Here is an 18,943-nt window from a genome sequence, read left to right as displayed (position 1 = left end):
GGCCGGTACTCTGGTCGTATGTCCGAACCGACCGGTGCCGCCCGCCGTCGCGGGCCCTTCAAGGTCGGGGACCAGGTCCAGCTCACCGACCCCAAGGGACGCCACTACACGTTCACGCTCGAAGCCGGGAAGAATTTCCACACCCACAAGGGTTCCTTCCCGCACGACGAGCTGATCGGTGCTCCCGAGGGCAGTGTTGTCCGAACCACGGGAAACGTCGCCTACCTCGCGCTGCGCCCCCTGCTCCCCGACTTCGTCCTCTCCATGCCCCGCGGCGCAGCCGTGGTCTACCCCAAGGACGCGGGGCAGATCCTGGCCTTCGCCGACATCTTCGCCGGCGCCCGCGTCGTCGAAGCCGGGGTCGGCTCGGGCTCGTTGAGCGCCTTCCTGCTGCGCGCCATCGGCGACCACGGAATGCTGCACTCCTACGAGCGCCGCGAGGACTTCGCCGAGATCGCCACGCAGAACGTGGAGCGCTACTTCGGCGGCCCCCACCCCGCCTGGCAGCTCACCGTCGGCGACCTCCAGGACAACCTGTCGGACACCGACGTCGACCGCGTCATCCTGGACATGCTCGCCCCCTGGGAGTGCCTGGACGCCGTCTCCAAGGCGCTCGTCCCCGGCGGCATCCTCTGCTGCTACGTGGCCACCACCACCCAGCTGTCGCGCACCGTCGAATCCATCCGCGAGATCGGCTGCTTCGCCGAGCCGCAGCCCTGGGAGTCGATGATCCGCAACTGGCACGTCGAAGGCCTCGCCGTGCGCCCCGACCACCGGATGATCGGCCACACCGGCTTCCTGGTGACCGCCCGACGCCTCGCGGACGGCGTCGAGCCCCCCATGCGCCGCCGCCGCCCCGCCAAGGGCGCCTATGGCGACGACTACGAGGGTCCCAACAAGGACTGACCGCGGCCCGACCGCTGCCTGACCGCGGCCGCGGGCTTCGCCTCGTACAACGAACCGGCGCCGCCGCCGAGTTCCCGGACCGACACGGGAACTCGGCGGCGGCGCCTTCGCGTTGAGCGTGATGCCCCAGTATTCCGCCCGTCTGTGACGTGTGACACGATGCTGGCCACCCCCACCGCCCGCACCGCCCTCACAGGAGACCTCCCGCGTGCAGAATGCCGCCGTCCCTGAGCTCGCGCACACCCACGCCCGCCCCGCCCACTGGGCCGCCACCGCCGTCGCGACGGCCGCCGTGGTCGCCCTCGCGGGCTTCTTGACCCCGGATCCGGCCAAAGCGTCCCAGAGCCCGAGCGGCCACGGCGCCCCGCTCACCACCACGGCCGCCCCCGACCCCGGCGCGGTCACCTTCCCGCTGGACTGCGCCGGTCTCGGCACGGTGGTGGAGCAGAAAGCATCCGGCGACCTCGACGGCGACGGCGCCCCCGAAACCGTCGCGATCGTGCACTGCGACGCCGGCGGCGGCACCCCGCCGAGCGGCGTCTACGTCCTGACCCGGCCCGCGTCGAAGGGGGCGCCGCCACGCCTGGTGGCGACGCTGGTGGACCCGAAGGACAGAAAGACCGTCACCGGCCTCACCGTGCGTGAGGGCGCCGTCGCCGCGACCCTGCTCGGCTACTCCTCCGACGACGTACCGCGCTACGCACCCGACGTACGCCAGGACACCAAGTGGCGCTGGCAGCACGGCAAGTTCATCCGCACCACAGGCGCCGAGGCCATCGGCGCCTGAGCCGGCGCCGGGCGCGCCTACTCCGCGTCCGGCCCGTACACCTCGACGCGGTCCGCGACCCGGCGCACGTGAATGCAGTCGCCCGGGCACTCCTTGGCGGAGTCCACCACGTCCCGCAGCAGCGGCAGCGGCACGGGCGTGGTGGCCCCCGGCGTCTGCAACAACTCGTCGTCGGAACTCTTCACATACGCAAGCCCGTCGATGTCCAGCTCGAAGACTTCGGGTGCGTACTGGACACAGATGCCGTCGCCGGTGCAGAGATCCTGGTCGATCCAGACTTCGAGCGCCTCGTTCATGTGCCTGCCGTTCCTGCGCGAATGAATCAATCGATGCCAGCCCCGACGGGTGTTGACTCCATCGACGATAACAACCGCCCGCTTTCCGATGTTGTTGGGTGGGTATTCCTCTGACGTGAGGGAGAGCGCAAGGGTGAAGATCAGACACACCTCAGAGTCTTTGTGATCTAGGGGTTTCAATCACCACCAGCCCAGGTAGGGTCAGGAAGCGTCCAGCTCCCCTTGGAGGAGGTGAGGACCGTGGCAGCCCACGACGACGACAACAACCGCGGCATCCGGCCCGGGCGGGGGTCCGAGGACCCAGCCGGCCAGGTTGCCTATCTAGAGCAGGAAATCGCCGTCCTGCGACGTAAGCTCGCCGACTCTCCGCGTCATACGAGGATTCTCGAAGAGCGGATCGTCGAGCTGCAGACCAGCCTGGCGGGCGTGTCCGCACAGAACGAGCGGCTCGCCAACACCCTGCGCGAGGCCCGCGACCAGATCGTGGCCCTCAAGGAGGAGGTCGACCGGCTCGCACAGCCGCCGGCCGGCTTCGGAGTCTTCCTGCAGTCCAACGAGGACGGCACCGTCGACATCTTCACCGGGGGCCGCAAGCTCCGGGTGAACGTCAGCCCCAGCGTCGAGCCCGACGAACTCAGGCGCGGCCAGGAAGTCATGCTCAACGAAGCGCTCAACGTGGTCGAGGCCATGGAGTTCGAGCGCGCCGGGGACATCGTCACCCTCAAGGAGATCCTCGAGGACGGCGAGCGCGCCCTGGTGATCGGGCACACCGACGAGGAACGGGTGGTGAGGCTCGCCGAGCCGCTCCTGGACATCACCATCCGCCCCGGCGATGCGCTCCTGCTGGAACCCAGGTCCGGCTACGTCTACGAAGTGGTCCCCAAGAGCGAGGTCGAAGAACTCGTCCTCGAAGAGGTCCCGGACGTCGACTACGACAAGATCGGCGGTCTGGGCAACCAGATCGAGCTGATCCGCGACGCGGTCGAACTCCCCTACCTCTACCCGGACCTCTTCAAGGAGCACGAACTGCGGCCACCCAAGGGCATCCTGCTCTACGGGCCGCCCGGATGCGGCAAGACGCTGATCGCCAAGGCGGTCGCCAACTCCCTTGCCAAGAAGGTCGCCGAGGTCACCGGCCAGCCCGCGGGGAAGAGCTACTTCCTCAACATCAAGGGCCCCGAACTCCTCAACAAGTACGTCGGCGAGACCGAGCGCCACATCCGTCTCGTCTTCCAGCGCGCCCGCGAGAAGGCGAGCGAGGGCACCCCCGTCATCGTCTTCTTCGACGAGATGGAATCCCTCTTCCGCACCCGCGGATCCGGCGTCAGCTCGGACGTGGAGAACACCATCGTCCCCCAGCTGCTCGCCGAGATCGACGGCGTGGAAGGCCTGGAGAACGTCATCGTCATCGGCGCCTCCAACCGCGAGGACATGATCGACCCCGCGATCCTGCGGCCCGGCCGGCTCGACGTGAAGATCAAGATCGAGCGTCCGGACGCGGAGGCGGCCAAGGACATCTTCGCCAAGTACCTCAGGTCCTCGCTGCCCCTGCACGCCGACGACCTCGCCGAACACGGCGGGGACAAGGACGGCACCACCCACGCGATGATCCAGTCCGTCGTGGAGCAGATGTACGCGGAGTCCGAGGAGAACCGCTTCCTGGAAGTCACGTACGCCAACGGCGACAAGGAAGTCCTCTACTTCAAGGACTTCAACTCCGGCGCCATGATCCAGAACATCGTGGACCGGGCCAAGAAGATGGCCATCAAGGCCTTCCTCGACCAGAACCAGAAGGGCCTTCGCATCTCCCACCTCCTCCAGGCATGCGTGGATGAGTTCAAGGAGAACGAGGACCTGCCCAACACCACCAACCCGGACGACTGGGCCAGGATTTCCGGAAAGAAGGGCGAACGGATCGTATTCATCCGAACGCTCGTCACCGGAAAGCAGGGCGCGGACACCGGACGCTCCATCGACACGGTGGCCAACACCGGTCAGTACCTGTAAAAGGCAGGCCGGCTGCGGATGCCCGGTGCGGGCATCCGCAGCCGACTGCTTTTCAGGCCATCAGCGGACAACAGCAATGACGCAATTGATCTCCCCACCAGCGCAAAGGCGTTCTAGGCTCTTCGGTACCGCCGAGTCGCGCCGTGCGGGGACGGGCACCGCACACGCACCGGAGAACCAGCGGTACTTGAGCGCCGCTCCCGCGGGGGAGCGCCGCCGGGCAAGGAGGGCCGCATGACCGTACGGCGAGTAATGGGCATCGAGACGGAGTACGGGATCTCCGTCCCCGGCCACCCCAACGCCAATGCCATGCTCACCTCGTCCCAGATCGTCAACGCCTACGCGGCGGCGATGCACCGGGCGCGCCGCGCCCGCTGGGACTTCGAGGAGGAGAACCCGCTGCGGGACGCCCGCGGCTTCGACCTCGCCCGCGAGGCCGCCGACTCCACCCAGCTCACCGACGAGGACATCGGCCTCGCCAACGTCATCCTCACCAACGGGGCGCGGCTCTACGTCGACCACGCACACCCCGAATACAGCTCGCCCGAAGTCACCAACCCCCGGGACGCCGTCCTGTGGGACAAAGCCGGCGAGCGCATCATGGCCGAGGCGGCCGAACGCGCGGCCCAGCTGCCCGGCGCCCAGCCCATCCACCTGTACAAGAACAACACCGACAACAAGGGCGCCTCCTACGGCACGCACGAGAACTACCTGATGAAGCGGGAGACCGCCTTCTCCGACATCGTGCGCCACCTGACGCCCTTCTTCGTCTCGCGCCAGGTCATCACCGGCGCCGGACGCGTCGGCATCGGCCAGGACGGCCACGAGCACGGCTTCCAGATCAGCCAGCGCGCCGACTACTTCGAGGTCGAGGTCGGCCTGGAGACCACCCTCAAGCGCCCCATCATCAACACCCGCGACGAGCCCCACGCGGACGCCGAGAAATACCGCCGCCTGCATGTCATCATCGGCGACGCCAACCTCTCGGAGATCTCCACCTACCTCAAGCTGGGCACCACCTCCCTGGTCCTGTCCATGATCGAGGAGGGGTTCATCAACGTCGACCTGGCCGTCGACCAGCCCGTCCGCACCCTCCACCAGGTCTCGCACGACCCCGACCTGCGCCACCTGATCACGCTGCGCAGCGGCCGCACCCTCACGGCCGTCCAGCTTCAGATGGAGTACTTCGAGCTGGCCCGCAAGTACGTCGACGAGCGGTTCGGGGCGGACGCCGACGAGCAGACCAAGGACGTCCTGGTCCGCTGGGAGGACGTCCTGAACCGGCTGGAGAACGACCCGATGAGCCTGTCGGGCGAGCTGGACTGGATCGCCAAGCGTGAACTGATGGAGGGCTACCGCCGCCGCGACAGCCTGGAGTGGGACGCGGCCCGGCTGCACCTGGTGGACCTCCAGTACGCCGACGTACGCCCCGAGAAGGGCCTCTACAACCGCCTCGTGGCCCGGGGCAAGATGAAGCGCCTCCTGGACGACGCGGCGGTCACACGGGCGCGGACGGCCCCGCCCGAGGACACCAGGGCCTACTTCCGCGGCCGCTGCCTGGAGCAGTACGCCGACGACGTCGCGGCGGCCTCCTGGGACTCGGTCATCTTCGACCTGCCGGGCCGCGACTCGCTCCAGCGGGTCCCAACCCTCGAGCCCCTTCGCGGAACGCGTAATCACGTGAAGGCGCTGCTCGACCGGTGCCGCACGGCCGAAGATCTGGTGCGGGTGCTGTCGGGCGGCTGAAAGCCCCCGGGTGTGGGAAACACAGAGGTAGGCCCCACGCGTTCCACCGAGTGCGGGGCCGATGTCGGACCCGGCTTGTAGGGTCTGATCAAGGATTCTGATCAAGGACATCGAACCGAGCGGGGTGAGGTAGATGGCGACCAAGGACACCGGCGGCGGCCAGCAGAAGGCGACGCGCTCCACCGAGGAGACCGAGGAGCAGACGCAGGACGCGCAGGCCTCGGAAGACCTCAAGGAACGCCAGGAGAAGCTGTCGGACGACGTGGACTCCGTGCTGGACGAAATCGACGATGTCTTGGAGGAGAACGCCGAGGATTTCGTGCGAAGCTTCGTTCAGAAGGGTGGGGAGTAGTGGGTGTCTTGGTCGCTTTGCCTTCGAATTGAAGGCCGAGGGGGGAACGGTGACTGAGCGGGCGGAGACGAAGCGTTGCGCGCGGTGTGGTGAAGAGAAGCCGCGCGCGGCCTTCGCTGTCAGACGTTCGAATCTCGATGGCTTGCAACGCGAATGCCGTGAGTGTGCTGCTGACTATCACCGACGGCGGCAACTGGCCCTCGGCAAGAATGTCCGCCCGCGGGTAGAGGTGCCCGAAGGGTACAAGCACTGTCGGCGTTGCGGGGAGATCAAGCCGAACTCCGAGTGGCACCGTAATTCGACCGCCTCCGATGGCCTCTCCACGCGCTGCAAGGCGTGCCGAGCCGTCGAGGGTCGTGCAGGGCACCTCAAGCGCCAATACGGCATCACCGAAGACGACCGCGACCGGATGATCGCTGAGCAGAAGGGCCTCTGCGTCATCTGTCTCTCCGCCCCCGCCGTTCATGTGGATCACTGCCATCTGACGGGTAGGGTCCGAGGCGTACTCTGCTTCAACTGCAATTCGGCCATCGGCAAGTTGGGAGACGATCCCGACACCGTCCGTCGCGCTGCCGCCTACTTGGAAGGAACCTCGTGGAAGCCAATACTCGTGGCACCGGGCGTCTACCAGCTGCCTTCCTGACGCCCGGCTCCTCCTCATTCATGGACTTCCTGTCCGACCACTCGCCGGAGATGCTGCCCGGAAAGCGCGTCATGCCGCCCGTGCAGGGTCACATCGAGGCGCCGCACGGGACGACCATCGTCGCGGCCATCTTCCCCGGCGGTGTGGTGCTGGCCGGCGACCGGCGGGCCACGATGGGCAACATGATCGCCCAGCGCGACATCCAGAAGGTCTTCCCGGCCGACGAGTACTCGGCGGTCGGCATCGCGGGCACCGCGGGCCTCGCGGTGGAGATGGTCAAGCTCTTCCAGCTGGAGCTGGAGCACTTCGAGAAGGTCGAAGGCGCCACCCTCTCGCTCGAGGGCAAGGCCAACCGGCTCTCCACGATGATCCGCGGCAACCTGGGCATGGCCATGCAGGGCCTGGCCGTGGTCCCGCTGTTCGCGGGGTATGACGTGGACCGCGACAAGGGCCGCATCTTCTCCTACGACGTCACCGGCGGCCGCTCCGAGGAGCACGGGTTCGCCGCCACCGGTTCCGGCTCCATCTTCGCCCGGGGCTCCATGAAGAAGCTCTACCGCGAGGACCTGACGGAGCAGGAGACCACCACTCTGGTCATCCAGGCGCTCTATGACGCCGCCGACGACGACTCGGCGACCGGCGGTCCCGACATGGCGCGCCGGATCTTCCCGATCGTCACCGTCATCACCGAGGACGGCTTCCGCAGGCTGACCGACGAGGAGTCCTCCGAGTTGGCGCGCTCCGTCCTGGCGCGGCGGCTGGAGCAGCCCGACGGCCCCCGGGCCTCCCTCCTCTGAGCCCGCTGAGCCCCGAGATGACCCAGCCACTGACAGAAAGGGACGGTTAGCCGGTGTCGACCCCGTTCTATGTCTCACCCCAGCAGGCCATGGCCGACCGTGCGGAGTACGCCCGCAAGGGCATCGCCCGCGGCCGCAGCCTGGTTGTGATCCAGTACGCCGACGGCATCGTGTTCGTCGGTGAGAATCCGTCCCGCGCGCTGCACAAGTTCAGCGAGATCTACGACCGGATCGGCTTCGCGGCGGCCGGTAAGTACAACGAGTACGAGAACCTGCGCATCGGCGGCGTCCGGTACGCGGATCTGCGGGGATACACCTACGACCGTGACGATGTGACGGCCCGTGGGCTGGCCAACGTCTACGCGCAGACGTTGGGCACCATCTTCTCCAGCGTCGGTGAGAAGCCGTATGAGGTGGAGCTGGTCGTCGCGGAGGTCGGGAGCACGCCCGAAGAGGATCAGATCTACCGGCTGCCGCACGACGGCTCGATCGTGGACGAGCATGGTTCGGTCGCGGTGGGCGGTAATTCGGAGCAGATCTCCGCCTTCCTCGACCAGCGTCATCAGGAGGGCATGTCGCTCGCCGAGGCGCTGATGCTGGCGGTGCAGGCGCTGTCCAGTCAGTCCAACGGCTCCGACCGGGAGATTCCGGCCGAGCGTCTTGAGGTGGCGGTCCTGGACCGGACGCGGCCGCAGAAGCGGAAGTTCAAGCGCATCGTGGGCCGGCAGCTCTCCCGGCTGTTGGGGGCCGATGTGGCCAAGACCGAGCCGACCGACACCCCTTCGGATCTGGAGGAGACGGAGGACGAGTAGTGCTCCCTCCCTTCCGGCTCTGAGCGCCCCTGGCCCGTGTGCGCTCGGGTTCCTTTCGTGCTTCGGGTTCCTTTCGTGCCCCGGTTCCGCCTCAGGCGGGTCGGGGCACGGCCGTTGAGCCCCGTACGGCCAGGGCGACGGGCAGGTCGCCGGTCTCGGGCGGGCGGCCTTCGAGGACGGCGAGGAGCGCCGCCATGCCGCGTGCGCCGACCTGTTCGGCGGGCAGGGCGAGTGTGGTCAGTTCCGGTTCCAGGGCGGTGGCGAGGGTGAGGCCGTCGAAGCCGGTGACGGAGATGTCGTCGGGGATGCGCAGGCCGAGCCGGTGGGCGGCTTTGCAGGCGCCGGCGGCGAGGAAGTCGTCGTCGCAGACGAGAGCGGTGGGGTGGGGGCCGGGGGAGTTCAGGGCCTGGTGCGCGGCCCGGTGTCCGCCGGCGACGCTGAGGGGGGCCCGGATGGTGCGCAGCTCGGCGTCCGGGACGCCGACGAGGGCCTGGGCCAGGGCTCGGGCGCGTACGAGGAAGGTCCAGGAGTCCACGTCGGCGGCGATGTGGGTGAACCGGCGGTGTCCGAGGTCGAGCAGGTGCGTGGTCAGGCGGCGTACGCCGTCGGCGATGTCGAGGTTCACGTGGGCGGCCGGTCCCGGCTCGGCGGGGTCGCTGTCGAGCATGACGAGGGGGAGGTCGCTGCCGCGGATGGAGGCGAGGGCGTCGGCGGCCATGGAGGAGGCGATGACGCCGTCGAGTGCGGTGCGTGCGGAGTCGAAGGGGTCGCGGGCGGGGCCGATGCCTTCGGGGGAGGGGTAGAGGACCACGCCGAAGCCGTGTTCGGCGGCGACCTTGGCGGCGCCGGCGTAGACCTGGGCGAAGAATTCGCTGGTCATGGCGGGGACGACGAGGAGCGCTGTGCGGGTGCGGCCGAGCCGGAGGCTGCGGGCGGCGAGGTTGGGGCGGTAGCCGAGTTCCCGGGCGGCTTCGCGGACCAGGTCCGCGGTGCGTTCGGAGACCCGGCCGCGCCATTTGTCACCCAGGACGAGCGAGACGGTGGCCTGGGAGACGCCTGCGGCGCCGGCGACGTCGCGGCTGGTGGGGCGGGTGCCGGGGGGGCGACCGGACAGGGCGGCGCGGGCGGCGCGTACTCCCGCCCGGGGCGCCACCGCTGCGGTTTCCGGTTCGTCCGGCCTTGTCACGCGTCCTCCAGAGCGGCTGGTCGAGGCGGGTGGGGTGGACCCGTCCACGCGCCACATGGTACGTATGACTCCGGACGTTATACGTAACACGTGAGGAGTGGCCATGGCGGCGGGGTACGCGCAGATCCTTCGGACCCGGCACGCCGCGCGGCTGCTCGCGGGCACGCTGACGGGCCGGCTGCCCAACGCGACCGCCGCCATCGCGGTCGTCTTCTTCGTGCGCGCCGAGGGCGGCGGCTACTCCCTCGCGGGCGCCCTGACCGCCGTGTACGGGGTGGCGACGGCCGTGGGCCAGCCGCTGCTCGGGCGCGCCGTGGACCTGTACGGGCAGCCGCGCGTGATGCTCCCCGCCTCCGTGCTCTCCGCCCTCGGCATGGCCATGCTCGCCGTCGTCGGCATCCGTCCCGTGTTCCTGGCGTACGCGGCCGTGCTGGTGGCCGGGATCGCCACCCCGCCCCTGGAAGGCGGTCTGCGGGCCCTGTGGCCCAGCGTCCTCGGGGGCGAGGGCCAGGTGCACACCGCGTACGCCATGGACGCGATAGCCCAGGAGGTGATGTTCACCGTCGGCCCACTGCTGGTCACCGTCTCCATAGCCCTGTGGTCACCCGCCACCGCGCTGCTCCTGATCAACGCGCTCGGGATCCTCGGCGCCCTCAGCGTCGTCCTGTCCGAGCCGTCCAGGACCTGGCGCTCGGCGCCCCGCGAGGCGCACTGGCTGGGCGCGCTGCGCTCGCCGGGCCTGCTCGCGCTGCTCGGCTCGTTCTTCTTCGTCGGCCTCGCGCTCGGCGCCATCATCGTGGCCGCGTCCGCCTACGGCGACGACCAGGGCAGCGACTCGGTTTACGGCTGGCTGATGGCCGCCAACGGCCTCGGCGCGCTCCTCGGCGGCCTCGCCTATGGCGCGCGGCAGTGGAGCGGGGCGCCCGAGAAGCGGCTGCGGGTCCTGGTGGCGCTGCTCGCGGTGGGCTATCTGCCGCTGGCCCTGGTCCCGGACCTGCCCGCGATGGCCGCGCTCACCGTCCTCTCCGGCGTGTTCCTCGCGCCCTGCATCGCCTGCGCGTTCATCGCGGTGGACCGCCACGCGCCGCGCGGCACGGTCACCGAGGCCTTCTCCTGGCTGGTGACGGCCTTCGGCGTCGGCACCGCGATCGGTACGGCGGCGGCGGGTCCCGCGCTCGAACTCGGCGGAACGGGAGCGGGTTTCGCGGTCGCGGGGGGCGGCGGAGTGGCGGCGCTGGTGGTGCTGCTCGCGACGCACAAGGTCCTCGCGGCGCCCGGGCGTCGGCGCGATGTCGCCGGAGTTGACGAAAATGATCAAAACCGTGCCGTCGAACCCGGTTTCAGCTCAGGCCATCAGGCGTAATGTTCCCTCATGGACCGCCGCATTTTCGGGCTGGAGAACGAGTACGGCGTCACGTGCACGTTCAGGGGACAGCGCCGACTGTCTCCTGACGAAGTGGCGCGCTACCTCTTCCGCCGTGTCGTGTCATGGGGCCGCAGCAGCAATGTCTTTCTGCGGAACGGCGCCCGCCTCTACCTCGACGTGGGATCGCATCCGGAATACGCAACGCCCGAATGCGACAACGTGACCGAACTGGTCACCCACGACAAAGCCGGTGAGCGCATTCTCGAAGGCCTGCTCGTCGACGCCGAACGCCGCCTGCACGAGGAGGGAATCGCGGGCGACGTCTATCTCTTCAAGAACAACACCGATTCGGCGGGAAACTCCTACGGCTGCCACGAGAACTATCTGGTGGCCCGGCACGGAGAGTTCTCCCGGCTCGCGGACATCCTCATCCCCTTCCTGGTGACCCGTCAGCTGATCTGCGGCGCCGGCAAGGTGCTCCAGACCCCGCGCGGCGCGGTCTACTGCGTGAGCCAGCGCGCGGAGCACATCTGGGAGGGCGTCAGCTCCGCCACCACCCGCTCGCGGCCGATCATCAACACCCGGGACGAGCCGCACGCGGACGCCGAGCGCTACCGGCGTCTGCACGTCATCGTGGGCGACTCCAACATGTCGGAGACGACCATGCTGCTCAAGGTCGGCGCCACCGACCTCGTGCTGCGCATGATCGAGGCCGGCACCGTCATGCGCGACCTCACCCTGGAGAACCCGATCCGGGCCATCCGCGAGGTCTCCCACGACATCACGGGCCAGCGAAAGGTGCGTCTGGCCAGCGGGCGCGAGGCCTCCGCCCTCGAAGTGCAGCGCGAGTACTACGAGAAGGCCGTGGACTTCGTGGAGCACCGCGGCATCCGCACCGGCACCGTGGCCCAGGTACTGGAGCTGTGGGGCCGCACGCTGGACGCCATCGAGGCCGAGGACCTGGACCGGATCGGCACCGAGATCGACTGGGTCATGAAGTACCAGCTGATCGAGCGGTACCGGGCCAAGAACAACATGACCATGTCGCATCCCCGGGTCGCGCAGATAGACCTCGCCTACCACGACATCCACCGTCGGCGGGGTCTGTACTACCTGCTGGAGCGCAAGGGCCAGGCCGCGCGCATCTGTGACGACCTGAAGATCTTCGAGGGCAAGTCGGTGCCCCCGCAGACCACTCGGGCCCGGCTGCGCGGCGACTTCATCCGCCGCGCGCAGGAACAGCGGCGCGACTTCACGGTCGACTGGGTGCATCTGAAGCTCAACGACCAGGCGCAGCGCACCGTGTTGTGCAAGGACCCCTTCCGGTCGGTGGACGACCGGGTGGAGAAGCTGATCGCCGGTATGTGAGGCGGCCTCGGCGGCCGTGTTCGGGGGCCCCGCGCGCTGTGGCGCACGGGGCCCCCGGGCATGCCGCACCCTTGTGGTGGCCGGTCCGGGCCGTAGAGTGGCCGCTCCGACCATTCCAGCTACCCCCGAGGACCACTGTGCGACGCCGACTTGCTGCCGCGCTCATCGTGCCGGCCTTGATGCTCACCGCGGCTTGTGGAGGGGGTGACGACGGGGGGAAGAAGAAGGACGCGTCCGCTTCCCCCTCCGCGCAGGCGTCGCAGCCGCCCGCCGCCCCCAAGCCGGTGTCCGAGGCCGCGCCGATGCCCACCGTCGCCGGTGACGCGGGCAAGAAGCCCACGATCACCATCCCGAAGGGCGACCCGAGCGGGAAGTTCGTCGTCAAGACGCTGACGGCGGGCACCGGCGCGGAGGTCAAGAAGGACGACCTGGCGGTCACCAAGTACACCGGGAAGATCTGGAAGAGCGGCAAGGAGCTGTCCGGCTCCTACGACCAGGGCGGCGCCCCCCAGGTCATCCCGGCGGGCTCGGCGACCTACATCCCCGCGTTCAGTGAGGCGGTGCTCGGTCAGAAGGTCGGCGCCCGCGTCCTGGTCGTCGCCCCGCCGTCCGCCGCGTTCGGCGCCGCGGGCAAGCAGGAGCTCGGAGTGAGCGGCACCGACACCCTGGTCTTCGTCCTCGACGTCGACAGTGTGATGCCGAAGAAGGTCGACGGCACCCAGGCGGCCATCCCCTCGGACCTGCCGCAGATCAAGGCGGACAAGGAAGAGGCCGCCACGATCGCGGTGCCCAAGAACGATCCGCCGAAGAAGCTCGTCGACCAGGTCCTCATCGAGGGCAAGGGCGACGAGGTCAAGAGTGGCCAGACCGTCTACATGCAGTACAGCGGCGCCACCTGGAAGCCCAACGAGGGCCTGCCGCAGGCGAAGCTGTTCGACACGTCCTGGAAGACCGGCGCCCCGTTCACGACGACGATCGGCCAGGGCCAGGTCATCGAGGGCTGGGACAAGGGCCTGGTCGGCAAGAAGGTCGGCAGCCGCGTCCTGCTGGTCATCCCGCCGGAGCAGGGCTACAAGGACAAGGCCCAGGGAGCGGACATCCCCGCGAACTCGACCCTGGTCTTCGTCGTGGACATCCTCGGAGCAGTGTAAGACTGTCCCGGTTGCCCATAGAGATCAGTAGGAGCATTACGTGAGCATCGACAAGCCCGAGATCGACTTCCCCGAGGGCGAGCCGCCGGCGGACCTCGAGATCAAGGAGGTCTGGGAGGGTGACGGCGCCGTCGCCAAGGCCGGCGACTTCGTCAAGGTCCACTACGTGGGCGTGGCCTTCTCCACCGGCGAGGAGTTCGACGCCTCCTGGAACCGCGGCAACCCGCTGGAGTTCAAGCTGGGTGCCGGTCAGGTCATCGAGGGCTGGGACAAGGGCATCCAGGGCATGAAGGTCGGCGGCCGCCGCCGGCTGACCATCCCCGCCCACCTCGCCTACGGCGACCGCGGCGCCGGCGGCGCCATCGCCCCGGGCGAGACGCTGATCTTCGTCTGCGACCTGGTCGCCGTCTGAGGAACACCCCGAGCGGTCCCGAGCGAGGGGACCTGATCGGAGCGAGGGTCCATGCCTGCGGGCATGGGCCCTCGGCTTTTGCCCGGACAGCCCGGAGCGGTACGGTCAACGGTCGTAGCGCACAACACGAGAGGGCGTAGGGCATCGATGGCGATTGCCAAGGCCGAGCGGCTGATGAACCTGGCGCTGTGTCTGCTCGGGACACGGCGCGCACTCAGCAAGCGGGAGCTGCGCGAGTCCATCGAGGCCTATCTGGAAGCCGGTTCCGACGACTCCTTCAACCGGATGTTCGAGCGGGACAAGGACGATCTGCGGGAGCTCGGCCTGGTCATCGAGACCGTCGAGAACCTGGACGGCGAGACCGGCTACCTCGCCCGCCGCGACAGCAACCGGCTGCCCCCGGTCCAGCTCGACGCCGAGGAGGCCGCCGCCCTCGGGCTCGCCGCCCGGGTCTGGCAGCAGGCCAGGCTTGCGGGTGCGGCCAGTGGAGCGCTCCAGAAACTGCGCGCCGCCGGCATGCCGGAGGCCGACAACCCCTATGAGCACAGCGCCATCGAGCCGCGCATCCCGGTCCACGAGAGTGCCTTCGAGCCGTTGATGCTGGCCTGCCGCGACCGGCGCCCGGTGGTCTTCGACTACCGCAAGGTCACCGCCGTACGCCCCGAGACGCGCCATGTGGAGCCCTGGGGTCTTGAGTGCTGGCGCGGTCACTGGTATCTGGCCGGCTGGGACCGCGAGCGGGGCGCCGAGCGGGTCTTCCGGCTCAGCCGCATCTCGGGCAAGGTCCGCTCGCGTGCCGGGGCGTTCACCGCGCCCGTGCCCGACGTCGTGACCGTACGCGAGACGGTCGAGAGCTGGGCGGGGGAGACCGCGACGCGCTCGGCGCGGATCCGGCTGCGCTCCGGCGCCGGCTATCCGCTGCGGGCGCGGGCCACCTCGGTGCGGGAACTCGGCGGCGGGTGGGCGGAGTTGGAGATTCCGTACGGGCACGGGCTCGACGCCCACCTCGTGGAGTTCGGCCCCGACGTGGTCGTGCTGGAACCGGCCGATCTGCGGGCCGACGTGATCGAGCGGCTGCGCGCCGTGGCCAAGGGCTGAGGGGGACCGCGATCATGGCTGCCAATGCCATCGACCAGACACGGCGGATGCTGTCGCTGGTGACGTATCTGCGCGAGCGCCCCGGCGCCCACGTCGCCGATGTCGCCCGCGCCTTCGGCATCACCGAGGACGAACTGATCTCCGACCTGGACGTGCTGCCCATGTGCGGTACGAGCTTCCGGGGCGGCGACCTGCTGGACATCGACACCGACGGCGACCGCATCTGGTGGCACAACCCCGACGACGTCGCGGCCCCGCTCAGGCTCGCCGCCGACGAGGCGACCGCGCTGCTGGTGGCCGCGCGGGCCGTCTCCACCCTGCCGGGCCTGCGCGAGGGCGACCGGCAGGCGCTGCTTCGCGCCACTGCCAAGCTGGAGACCGCGGCCGGTGAGACCGCGGGCGCCAGCTCCCGGCTCTCGGTCACCTTCGAATCCGAGGGCGGCGTCTTCGCCGAGGTGGACCGGGCGATCTCCGAGCGGCGCCGCCTGTGGGTGAAGTACTACTCGCCGGCCCGCGACGAGCTCACCGAGCGCGAGGTCGACCCGATCCGGCTCTTCGCCGTGGGCCACACCTACATGGAGGCGTGGTGCCGCCTCTCCGAGGCGCGGCGCACCTTCCGTCTGGACCGGGTCGCCGAGATCCGGCTGCTCGACGAGGCCTCCGCGCCGCCCGAGCTGGAGCTGCGCGACCTGTCCGAAGGGCTCGTCCAGCCGTCGGCCGAGGACCCCGAGGTCGTCGTCGAGGTCGGCCCGGGCGGGCGCTGGGTCGCGGAGTACTACCCGCACGACAGCGCGCAGGAGCTGCCCGACGGAGGCCTGCGGATCACGCTGCGCACGCCGGACCCGGCCTCGCTGCGGCGGCTCGCGCTGCGGCTCGGCCAGGACGGCCGGATCGTCTCGCCGCAGGATTTGGCCCAGAGTGCCCGGCGCGCGGCCACCGAGGCGCTGGCCGGCTACGAGGAACAGCCCACGCCCGACCACCGGAGCTGAGGAGAGCGCGGAACGTGTCGAACATGTCGGTACTGCCCGGTGTCTCCCGGCCGGTGATCCCGGTGCTCTTCAAGGCGGCCTGCCCTCAGTGCCGGGGCCGCTTCGAGCTGGGCGCCCCCGCGTTGCGGCTGGCGATCGGCGCGAGCCGCCGCACCACCTTCTACTCCTTCACCTGCCCCGAGTGCGGCTCGGCCGTCCGCAAGCCGGCCGGTGAGCGCATCATCGAGCTCCTGACCGGCGGCGGCGTCCGTACGCTGCGCCTGCACACCACCGCCTAGACCTCAGGGACCCCACCATGTTCTGGCCGATGACCGCCATCGCCCTCGGTTTCCTCGGGATCGCCGTCCTCGGCGCCCTGGCCGTCAGGGTGTTCATCGAGGCCCAGCGGCTCGGCCGCCAGGTGGCCGACACCACACGGAAGATCAACCGCGCCGCCGAGGACCTGGAACGCGCGGCCGTGGACCTCGCGGGCGCCGGGGAAACGCTGGGATGAACAGTGCGCCCCGATGTCGTCCGTTTCGGGGCGGTACGCTGCACATCGCGGCCCGGATAGCGAGGCACGGTCCGCAAACGGGAGTGCGCACGGGGATTGCCCGCCGTTCACCCTTGCGCGTTACGATCGCTGCACGTAAGGCGTCCGGACACCCGTCCGGCGGCCCCCAGCAGCTCCCACCCCCGCAGCCTCGGTGAGAAGGTAAACGCTTATGTTCGGAAGGCTCGGCGCCCCCGAGATCATTCTCATCCTCATCGTCGTCGTCCTGCTGTTCGGCGCGAAGAAGCTCCCGGACATGGCGCGCTCGCTCGGCAAGTCGGCCCGCATCCTCAAGAGCGAGGCCAAGGCCATGAAGTCCGACGGCCAGCAGACCGCTCCGGCCGACCCGCCGGTCCCGGGCGAGCAGCCGCCGGCCCAGCGCACCATCCAGTCGGCGCCCGGCGACGTGAGCAGCGCGCGCCCGGTGGCCGAGCCGACGGACACCACCAAGCGCTGACACCGGGTCCCAGCAGGCGCTGTTCACCTCCGGTGTGACCAGAGCGACCTGCCGCACGAGATGAGGACGTGGGTTGCTCAAGTCTGCCCGCAAACAACAGAGGGACCCCGAGGGCCGGATGCCGCTCTCGGACCACCTTCGTGAGCTGCGCAACCGGCTCGCGAAGTCGGTGCTCGCGATCCTGGTCTGCGCGATCGTGGCGGCGTTCTATTACAAGGACATCGCCGAGCTGATCACCAAGCCGATCAAGGAGGCCGTGGACTGCACGGTGCCGTTCACCAAGCTCACCGAGAAGGACGGCGCCAAGGTCTGCGGCAACATCACGATGTCCGGCCTCATGGGGCCGTTCACGCTGATGATCAAGGTGTCCATGGTGACGGGCGTGGTCGCGGCCAGCCCGGTCTGGCTCTACCAGCTGTGGGCGTTCGTCTCGCCCGGGCTGCACAAGCACGAGAAGCGGTACTCGCTGAGCTTCGTGGCGGCGGGCTTCCCGCTCTTCCTGGCCGGTGGCTGGTTCTCGTACAACGTGCTGCCGGCGGCCGCCGAGGTGCTGCTGGGCTTCACCCCCGAGGGCGTGGCCAACCTGCTGCCCCTCAACGAGCTCATCGACCTCGTCACCCGCATGATCATCGTCTTCGGCCTCTCCTTCGAGCTGCCGTTGTTCCTCGTCATGCTCAACTTCAGCGGCATTCTCACCGGCCGCCGCATGCTGGGCTGGTGGCGCGGAATGATCATGGGTGTCACCGTGTTCGCGGCCTTCGCGACGCCGACCGTCGACCCGGTCTCGATGCTCTCGCTCGCCGCTCCGATCGTCGCCCTGTACTTCGTCGCCGTCGGCATCTCCCTGCTGAACGACAAGCGGCGCAGGGAGCGCGCGGAATCCGGGCCCGCCGACGACGAGGCGTCCGACCTCGACCTCACCCCCGAGGACGTCGGCGCCATCGAGCCCGTCACCTCGCCCCCCGCGCTGCCCGGGCAGTCCGACGGCGGCCGGGGCAGCAGGCTCAGCGGGTACGACGACGTCACCTGATCTTGACGGGCCCGCCGGAGCTTGTAAGGTCCGGCGGGTGACCGGCGAGATCACTCTCTTCGCCAATCCCACCGCGGGACGCGGCCGGGGCGCGCACGCCGCGCAGCCGGCCGCTTCGGCGTTGCGGGCCGCCGGTTTCCAGGTGCGCACCGTCCTCGGCGCGGACGCCCAGGACGCGCTGCGCCGGGCCCGCCGGGCCGTCGCGGACGGGACGGGGGCGCTCGTCGCCGTCGGCGGGGACGGCATGGTCAACCTCGCCCTCCAGGCCGTGGGCCGGCACCACGACCCCGCTCGGCGTGATCGCCGCGGGCACCAGCAACGACTTCGCCCGCGCCCTCGGCCTGCCCCTGCGCGACCCCGCCCGCGCGGGAGACGTGGCCGCCCGGGCCCTTAACAGCGCCCGGCCACGGGACATCGACCTGGGCCGCGTCGGCGGGCGCTGGTTCGCCACCGTCCTCGCCTGCGGCTTCGATTCCAAGGTCAACGACCGGGGCAACCGGATGCGCCTGCCCGGCGGCCGCTTCAAGTACGACCTCGCGATGCTCGTGGAACTGGCCGCGTTCAGGCCCCTCCCGTACAAGGTCACCCTCGACGGCGGCGAGACCCGCGAGATCGAGGCGACGCTCATAGCGGTCGGCAACTCCTCCTCCTACGGAGGAGGCATGCGCATCTGCGCCGACGCCGACCTCACCGACGGGCTCTTCGACGTCACGGTCGTCGGCGCCTGCTCACGGGCGACCCTGCTCAAGGTCTTCCCGCGCGTCTACCGGGGCACCCACCTGAGCCACCCCGATGTCACCACGCACCGCGTCGCATCGATCACGCTCGCGGCGCCCGGCATCACCGGATACGCCGACGGGGAACGGCTCGGCCCGCTCCCGGTCACCGCGGAGTGTGTACGCGCCGCCGTACGGGTATTGGCTCCTCTGCCGGCGCCCCGCCGGCAGGCCGCGGCACCCGGCCTTCCATAAAGATCGCGACCTCTGTCAGAGGCGGCGGGTAGGCTCG

At 69.6% G+C, this 18,943-nt stretch carries 20 protein-coding genes and 1 pseudogene; 19 read left to right on the top strand and 2 right to left on the bottom strand.

Features of this window, described 5'->3' with window-relative positions; genetic code table 11:
- Positions 1 to 18 precede the first annotated feature (18 nt).
- Positions 19 to 906 carry a tRNA (adenine-N1)-methyltransferase gene (locus tag ABR738_RS09050; protein ID WP_053723500.1) on the top strand — a complete coding sequence of 296 codons (888 nt, stop codon included), beginning with the start codon at positions 19 to 21 and terminating at the stop codon, positions 904 to 906.
- 208 nt (positions 907 to 1,114) lie between these two features.
- Complete coding sequence (locus ABR738_RS09045; RefSeq protein ID WP_350229446.1) at positions 1,115 to 1,693, top strand: hypothetical protein; 579 nt, start codon at positions 1,115 to 1,117, stop codon at positions 1,691 to 1,693.
- Between the two features lie 17 nt (positions 1,694 to 1,710).
- Here the strand turns inward: ABR738_RS09045 and ABR738_RS09040 are convergent, their stop codons facing one another.
- A complete protein-coding gene (locus ABR738_RS09040; RefSeq protein ID WP_350229445.1) occupies positions 1,711 to 1,989 on the bottom strand; it encodes a ferredoxin in 279 nt (92 codons plus the stop codon).
- Positions 1,990 to 2,229: 240 nt separating this feature from the next.
- Between ABR738_RS09040 and arc the strand changes: the two genes are divergently transcribed.
- From arc to prcA, 6 genes are all read left to right on the top strand, one after another.
- The gene (arc, locus tag ABR738_RS09035) at positions 2,230 to 3,996 is read left to right on the top strand and encodes a proteasome ATPase (protein WP_350229444.1); all 1,767 of its coding nucleotides are present in this window, start codon (positions 2,230 to 2,232) and stop codon (positions 3,994 to 3,996) included.
- A gap of 234 nt (positions 3,997 to 4,230) precedes the next feature.
- A complete protein-coding gene (gene dop, locus ABR738_RS09030; RefSeq protein WP_350229443.1) occupies positions 4,231 to 5,742 on the top strand; it encodes a depupylase/deamidase Dop in 1,512 nt (503 codons plus the stop codon).
- A gap of 133 nt (positions 5,743 to 5,875) precedes the next feature.
- Positions 5,876 to 6,094, top strand: a complete 219-nt coding sequence (locus ABR738_RS09025) for a ubiquitin-like protein Pup (RefSeq protein WP_124267463.1) — start codon at positions 5,876 to 5,878, stop codon at positions 6,092 to 6,094.
- Positions 6,095 to 6,143: 49 nt separating this feature from the next.
- The gene (locus tag ABR738_RS09020; protein ID WP_350229442.1) at positions 6,144 to 6,737 is read left to right on the top strand and encodes an endonuclease VII domain-containing protein; all 594 of its coding nucleotides are present in this window, start codon (positions 6,144 to 6,146) and stop codon (positions 6,735 to 6,737) included.
- Positions 6,689 to 7,534 carry a proteasome subunit beta gene (gene prcB / locus ABR738_RS09015; RefSeq protein WP_350229441.1) on the top strand — a complete coding sequence of 282 codons (846 nt, stop codon included), beginning with the start codon at positions 6,689 to 6,691 and terminating at the stop codon, positions 7,532 to 7,534. The genes ABR738_RS09020 and prcB overlap by 49 nt, the downstream gene beginning before the upstream one ends.
- 53 nt (positions 7,535 to 7,587) lie before the next feature.
- On the top strand, positions 7,588 to 8,346 hold the full coding sequence (gene prcA / locus ABR738_RS09010; RefSeq protein ID WP_350229440.1) for a proteasome subunit alpha: 759 nt from the start codon (positions 7,588 to 7,590) through the stop codon (positions 8,344 to 8,346).
- 91 nt (positions 8,347 to 8,437) lie between these two features.
- On the opposite strand, the gene ABR738_RS09005 is transcribed toward prcA, so the two are convergent.
- On the bottom strand, positions 8,438 to 9,460 hold the full coding sequence (locus ABR738_RS09005) for a LacI family DNA-binding transcriptional regulator (protein WP_350234493.1): 1,023 nt from the start codon (positions 9,458 to 9,460) through the stop codon (positions 8,438 to 8,440).
- A 175-nt stretch (positions 9,461 to 9,635) separates the two neighbouring features.
- Here ABR738_RS09005 and ABR738_RS09000 point away from each other — a divergent pair, with 175 nt between their 5' ends.
- From ABR738_RS09000 to ABR738_RS08950, 11 genes and pseudogenes are all read left to right on the top strand, one after another.
- Complete coding sequence (locus tag ABR738_RS09000; protein ID WP_350229439.1) at positions 9,636 to 10,895, top strand: MFS transporter; 1,260 nt, start codon at positions 9,636 to 9,638, stop codon at positions 10,893 to 10,895.
- Positions 10,896 to 10,904: 9 nt separating this feature from the next.
- Positions 10,905 to 12,266 carry a Pup--protein ligase gene (pafA, locus tag ABR738_RS08995; protein WP_350229438.1) on the top strand — a complete coding sequence of 454 codons (1,362 nt, stop codon included), beginning with the start codon at positions 10,905 to 10,907 and terminating at the stop codon, positions 12,264 to 12,266.
- Between the two features lie 137 nt (positions 12,267 to 12,403).
- Positions 12,404 to 13,417, top strand: a complete 1,014-nt coding sequence (locus ABR738_RS08990; RefSeq protein WP_350229437.1) for an FKBP-type peptidyl-prolyl cis-trans isomerase — start codon at positions 12,404 to 12,406, stop codon at positions 13,415 to 13,417.
- 40 nt (positions 13,418 to 13,457) lie between these two features.
- A complete protein-coding gene (locus ABR738_RS08985) occupies positions 13,458 to 13,829 on the top strand; it encodes an FKBP-type peptidyl-prolyl cis-trans isomerase (RefSeq protein ID WP_350229436.1) in 372 nt (123 codons plus the stop codon).
- A gap of 147 nt (positions 13,830 to 13,976) precedes the next feature.
- Positions 13,977 to 14,927 carry a helix-turn-helix transcriptional regulator gene (locus ABR738_RS08980; protein WP_350229435.1) on the top strand — a complete coding sequence of 317 codons (951 nt, stop codon included), beginning with the start codon at positions 13,977 to 13,979 and terminating at the stop codon, positions 14,925 to 14,927.
- A gap of 14 nt (positions 14,928 to 14,941) precedes the next feature.
- A complete protein-coding gene (locus tag ABR738_RS08975) occupies positions 14,942 to 15,916 on the top strand; it encodes a helix-turn-helix transcriptional regulator (protein ID WP_350229434.1) in 975 nt (324 codons plus the stop codon).
- 23 nt (positions 15,917 to 15,939) lie between these two features.
- A complete protein-coding gene (locus ABR738_RS08970; protein WP_350234492.1) occupies positions 15,940 to 16,194 on the top strand; it encodes a CpXC domain-containing protein in 255 nt (84 codons plus the stop codon).
- 17 nt (positions 16,195 to 16,211) lie between these two features.
- Positions 16,212 to 16,409, top strand: a complete 198-nt coding sequence (locus ABR738_RS08965; protein WP_350229433.1) for a hypothetical protein — start codon at positions 16,212 to 16,214, stop codon at positions 16,407 to 16,409.
- A 211-nt stretch (positions 16,410 to 16,620) separates the two neighbouring features.
- Entirely contained in the window at positions 16,621 to 16,905 is a 285-nt protein-coding gene (gene tatA / locus ABR738_RS08960) for a Sec-independent protein translocase subunit TatA (protein WP_328313847.1), read from the top strand.
- A gap of 73 nt (positions 16,906 to 16,978) precedes the next feature.
- Positions 16,979 to 17,935: a twin-arginine translocase subunit TatC gene (gene tatC, locus ABR738_RS08955; RefSeq protein ID WP_350229432.1), complete on the top strand. Its 957-nt coding sequence runs from the start codon at positions 16,979 to 16,981 to the stop codon at positions 17,933 to 17,935.
- 37 nt (positions 17,936 to 17,972) lie between these two features.
- A pseudogene (locus tag ABR738_RS08950) lies at positions 17,973 to 18,906 on the top strand (diacylglycerol kinase).
- Positions 18,907 to 18,943 lie beyond the last annotated feature (37 nt).

The organism is Streptomyces sp. Edi4 (assembly GCF_040253615.1).
Classification (GTDB): domain Bacteria; phylum Actinomycetota; class Actinomycetes; order Streptomycetales; family Streptomycetaceae; genus Streptomyces.
Note: the sequence above shows the minus strand (reverse complement) of the source record. Positions and strands in the feature narration are given on the sequence as shown.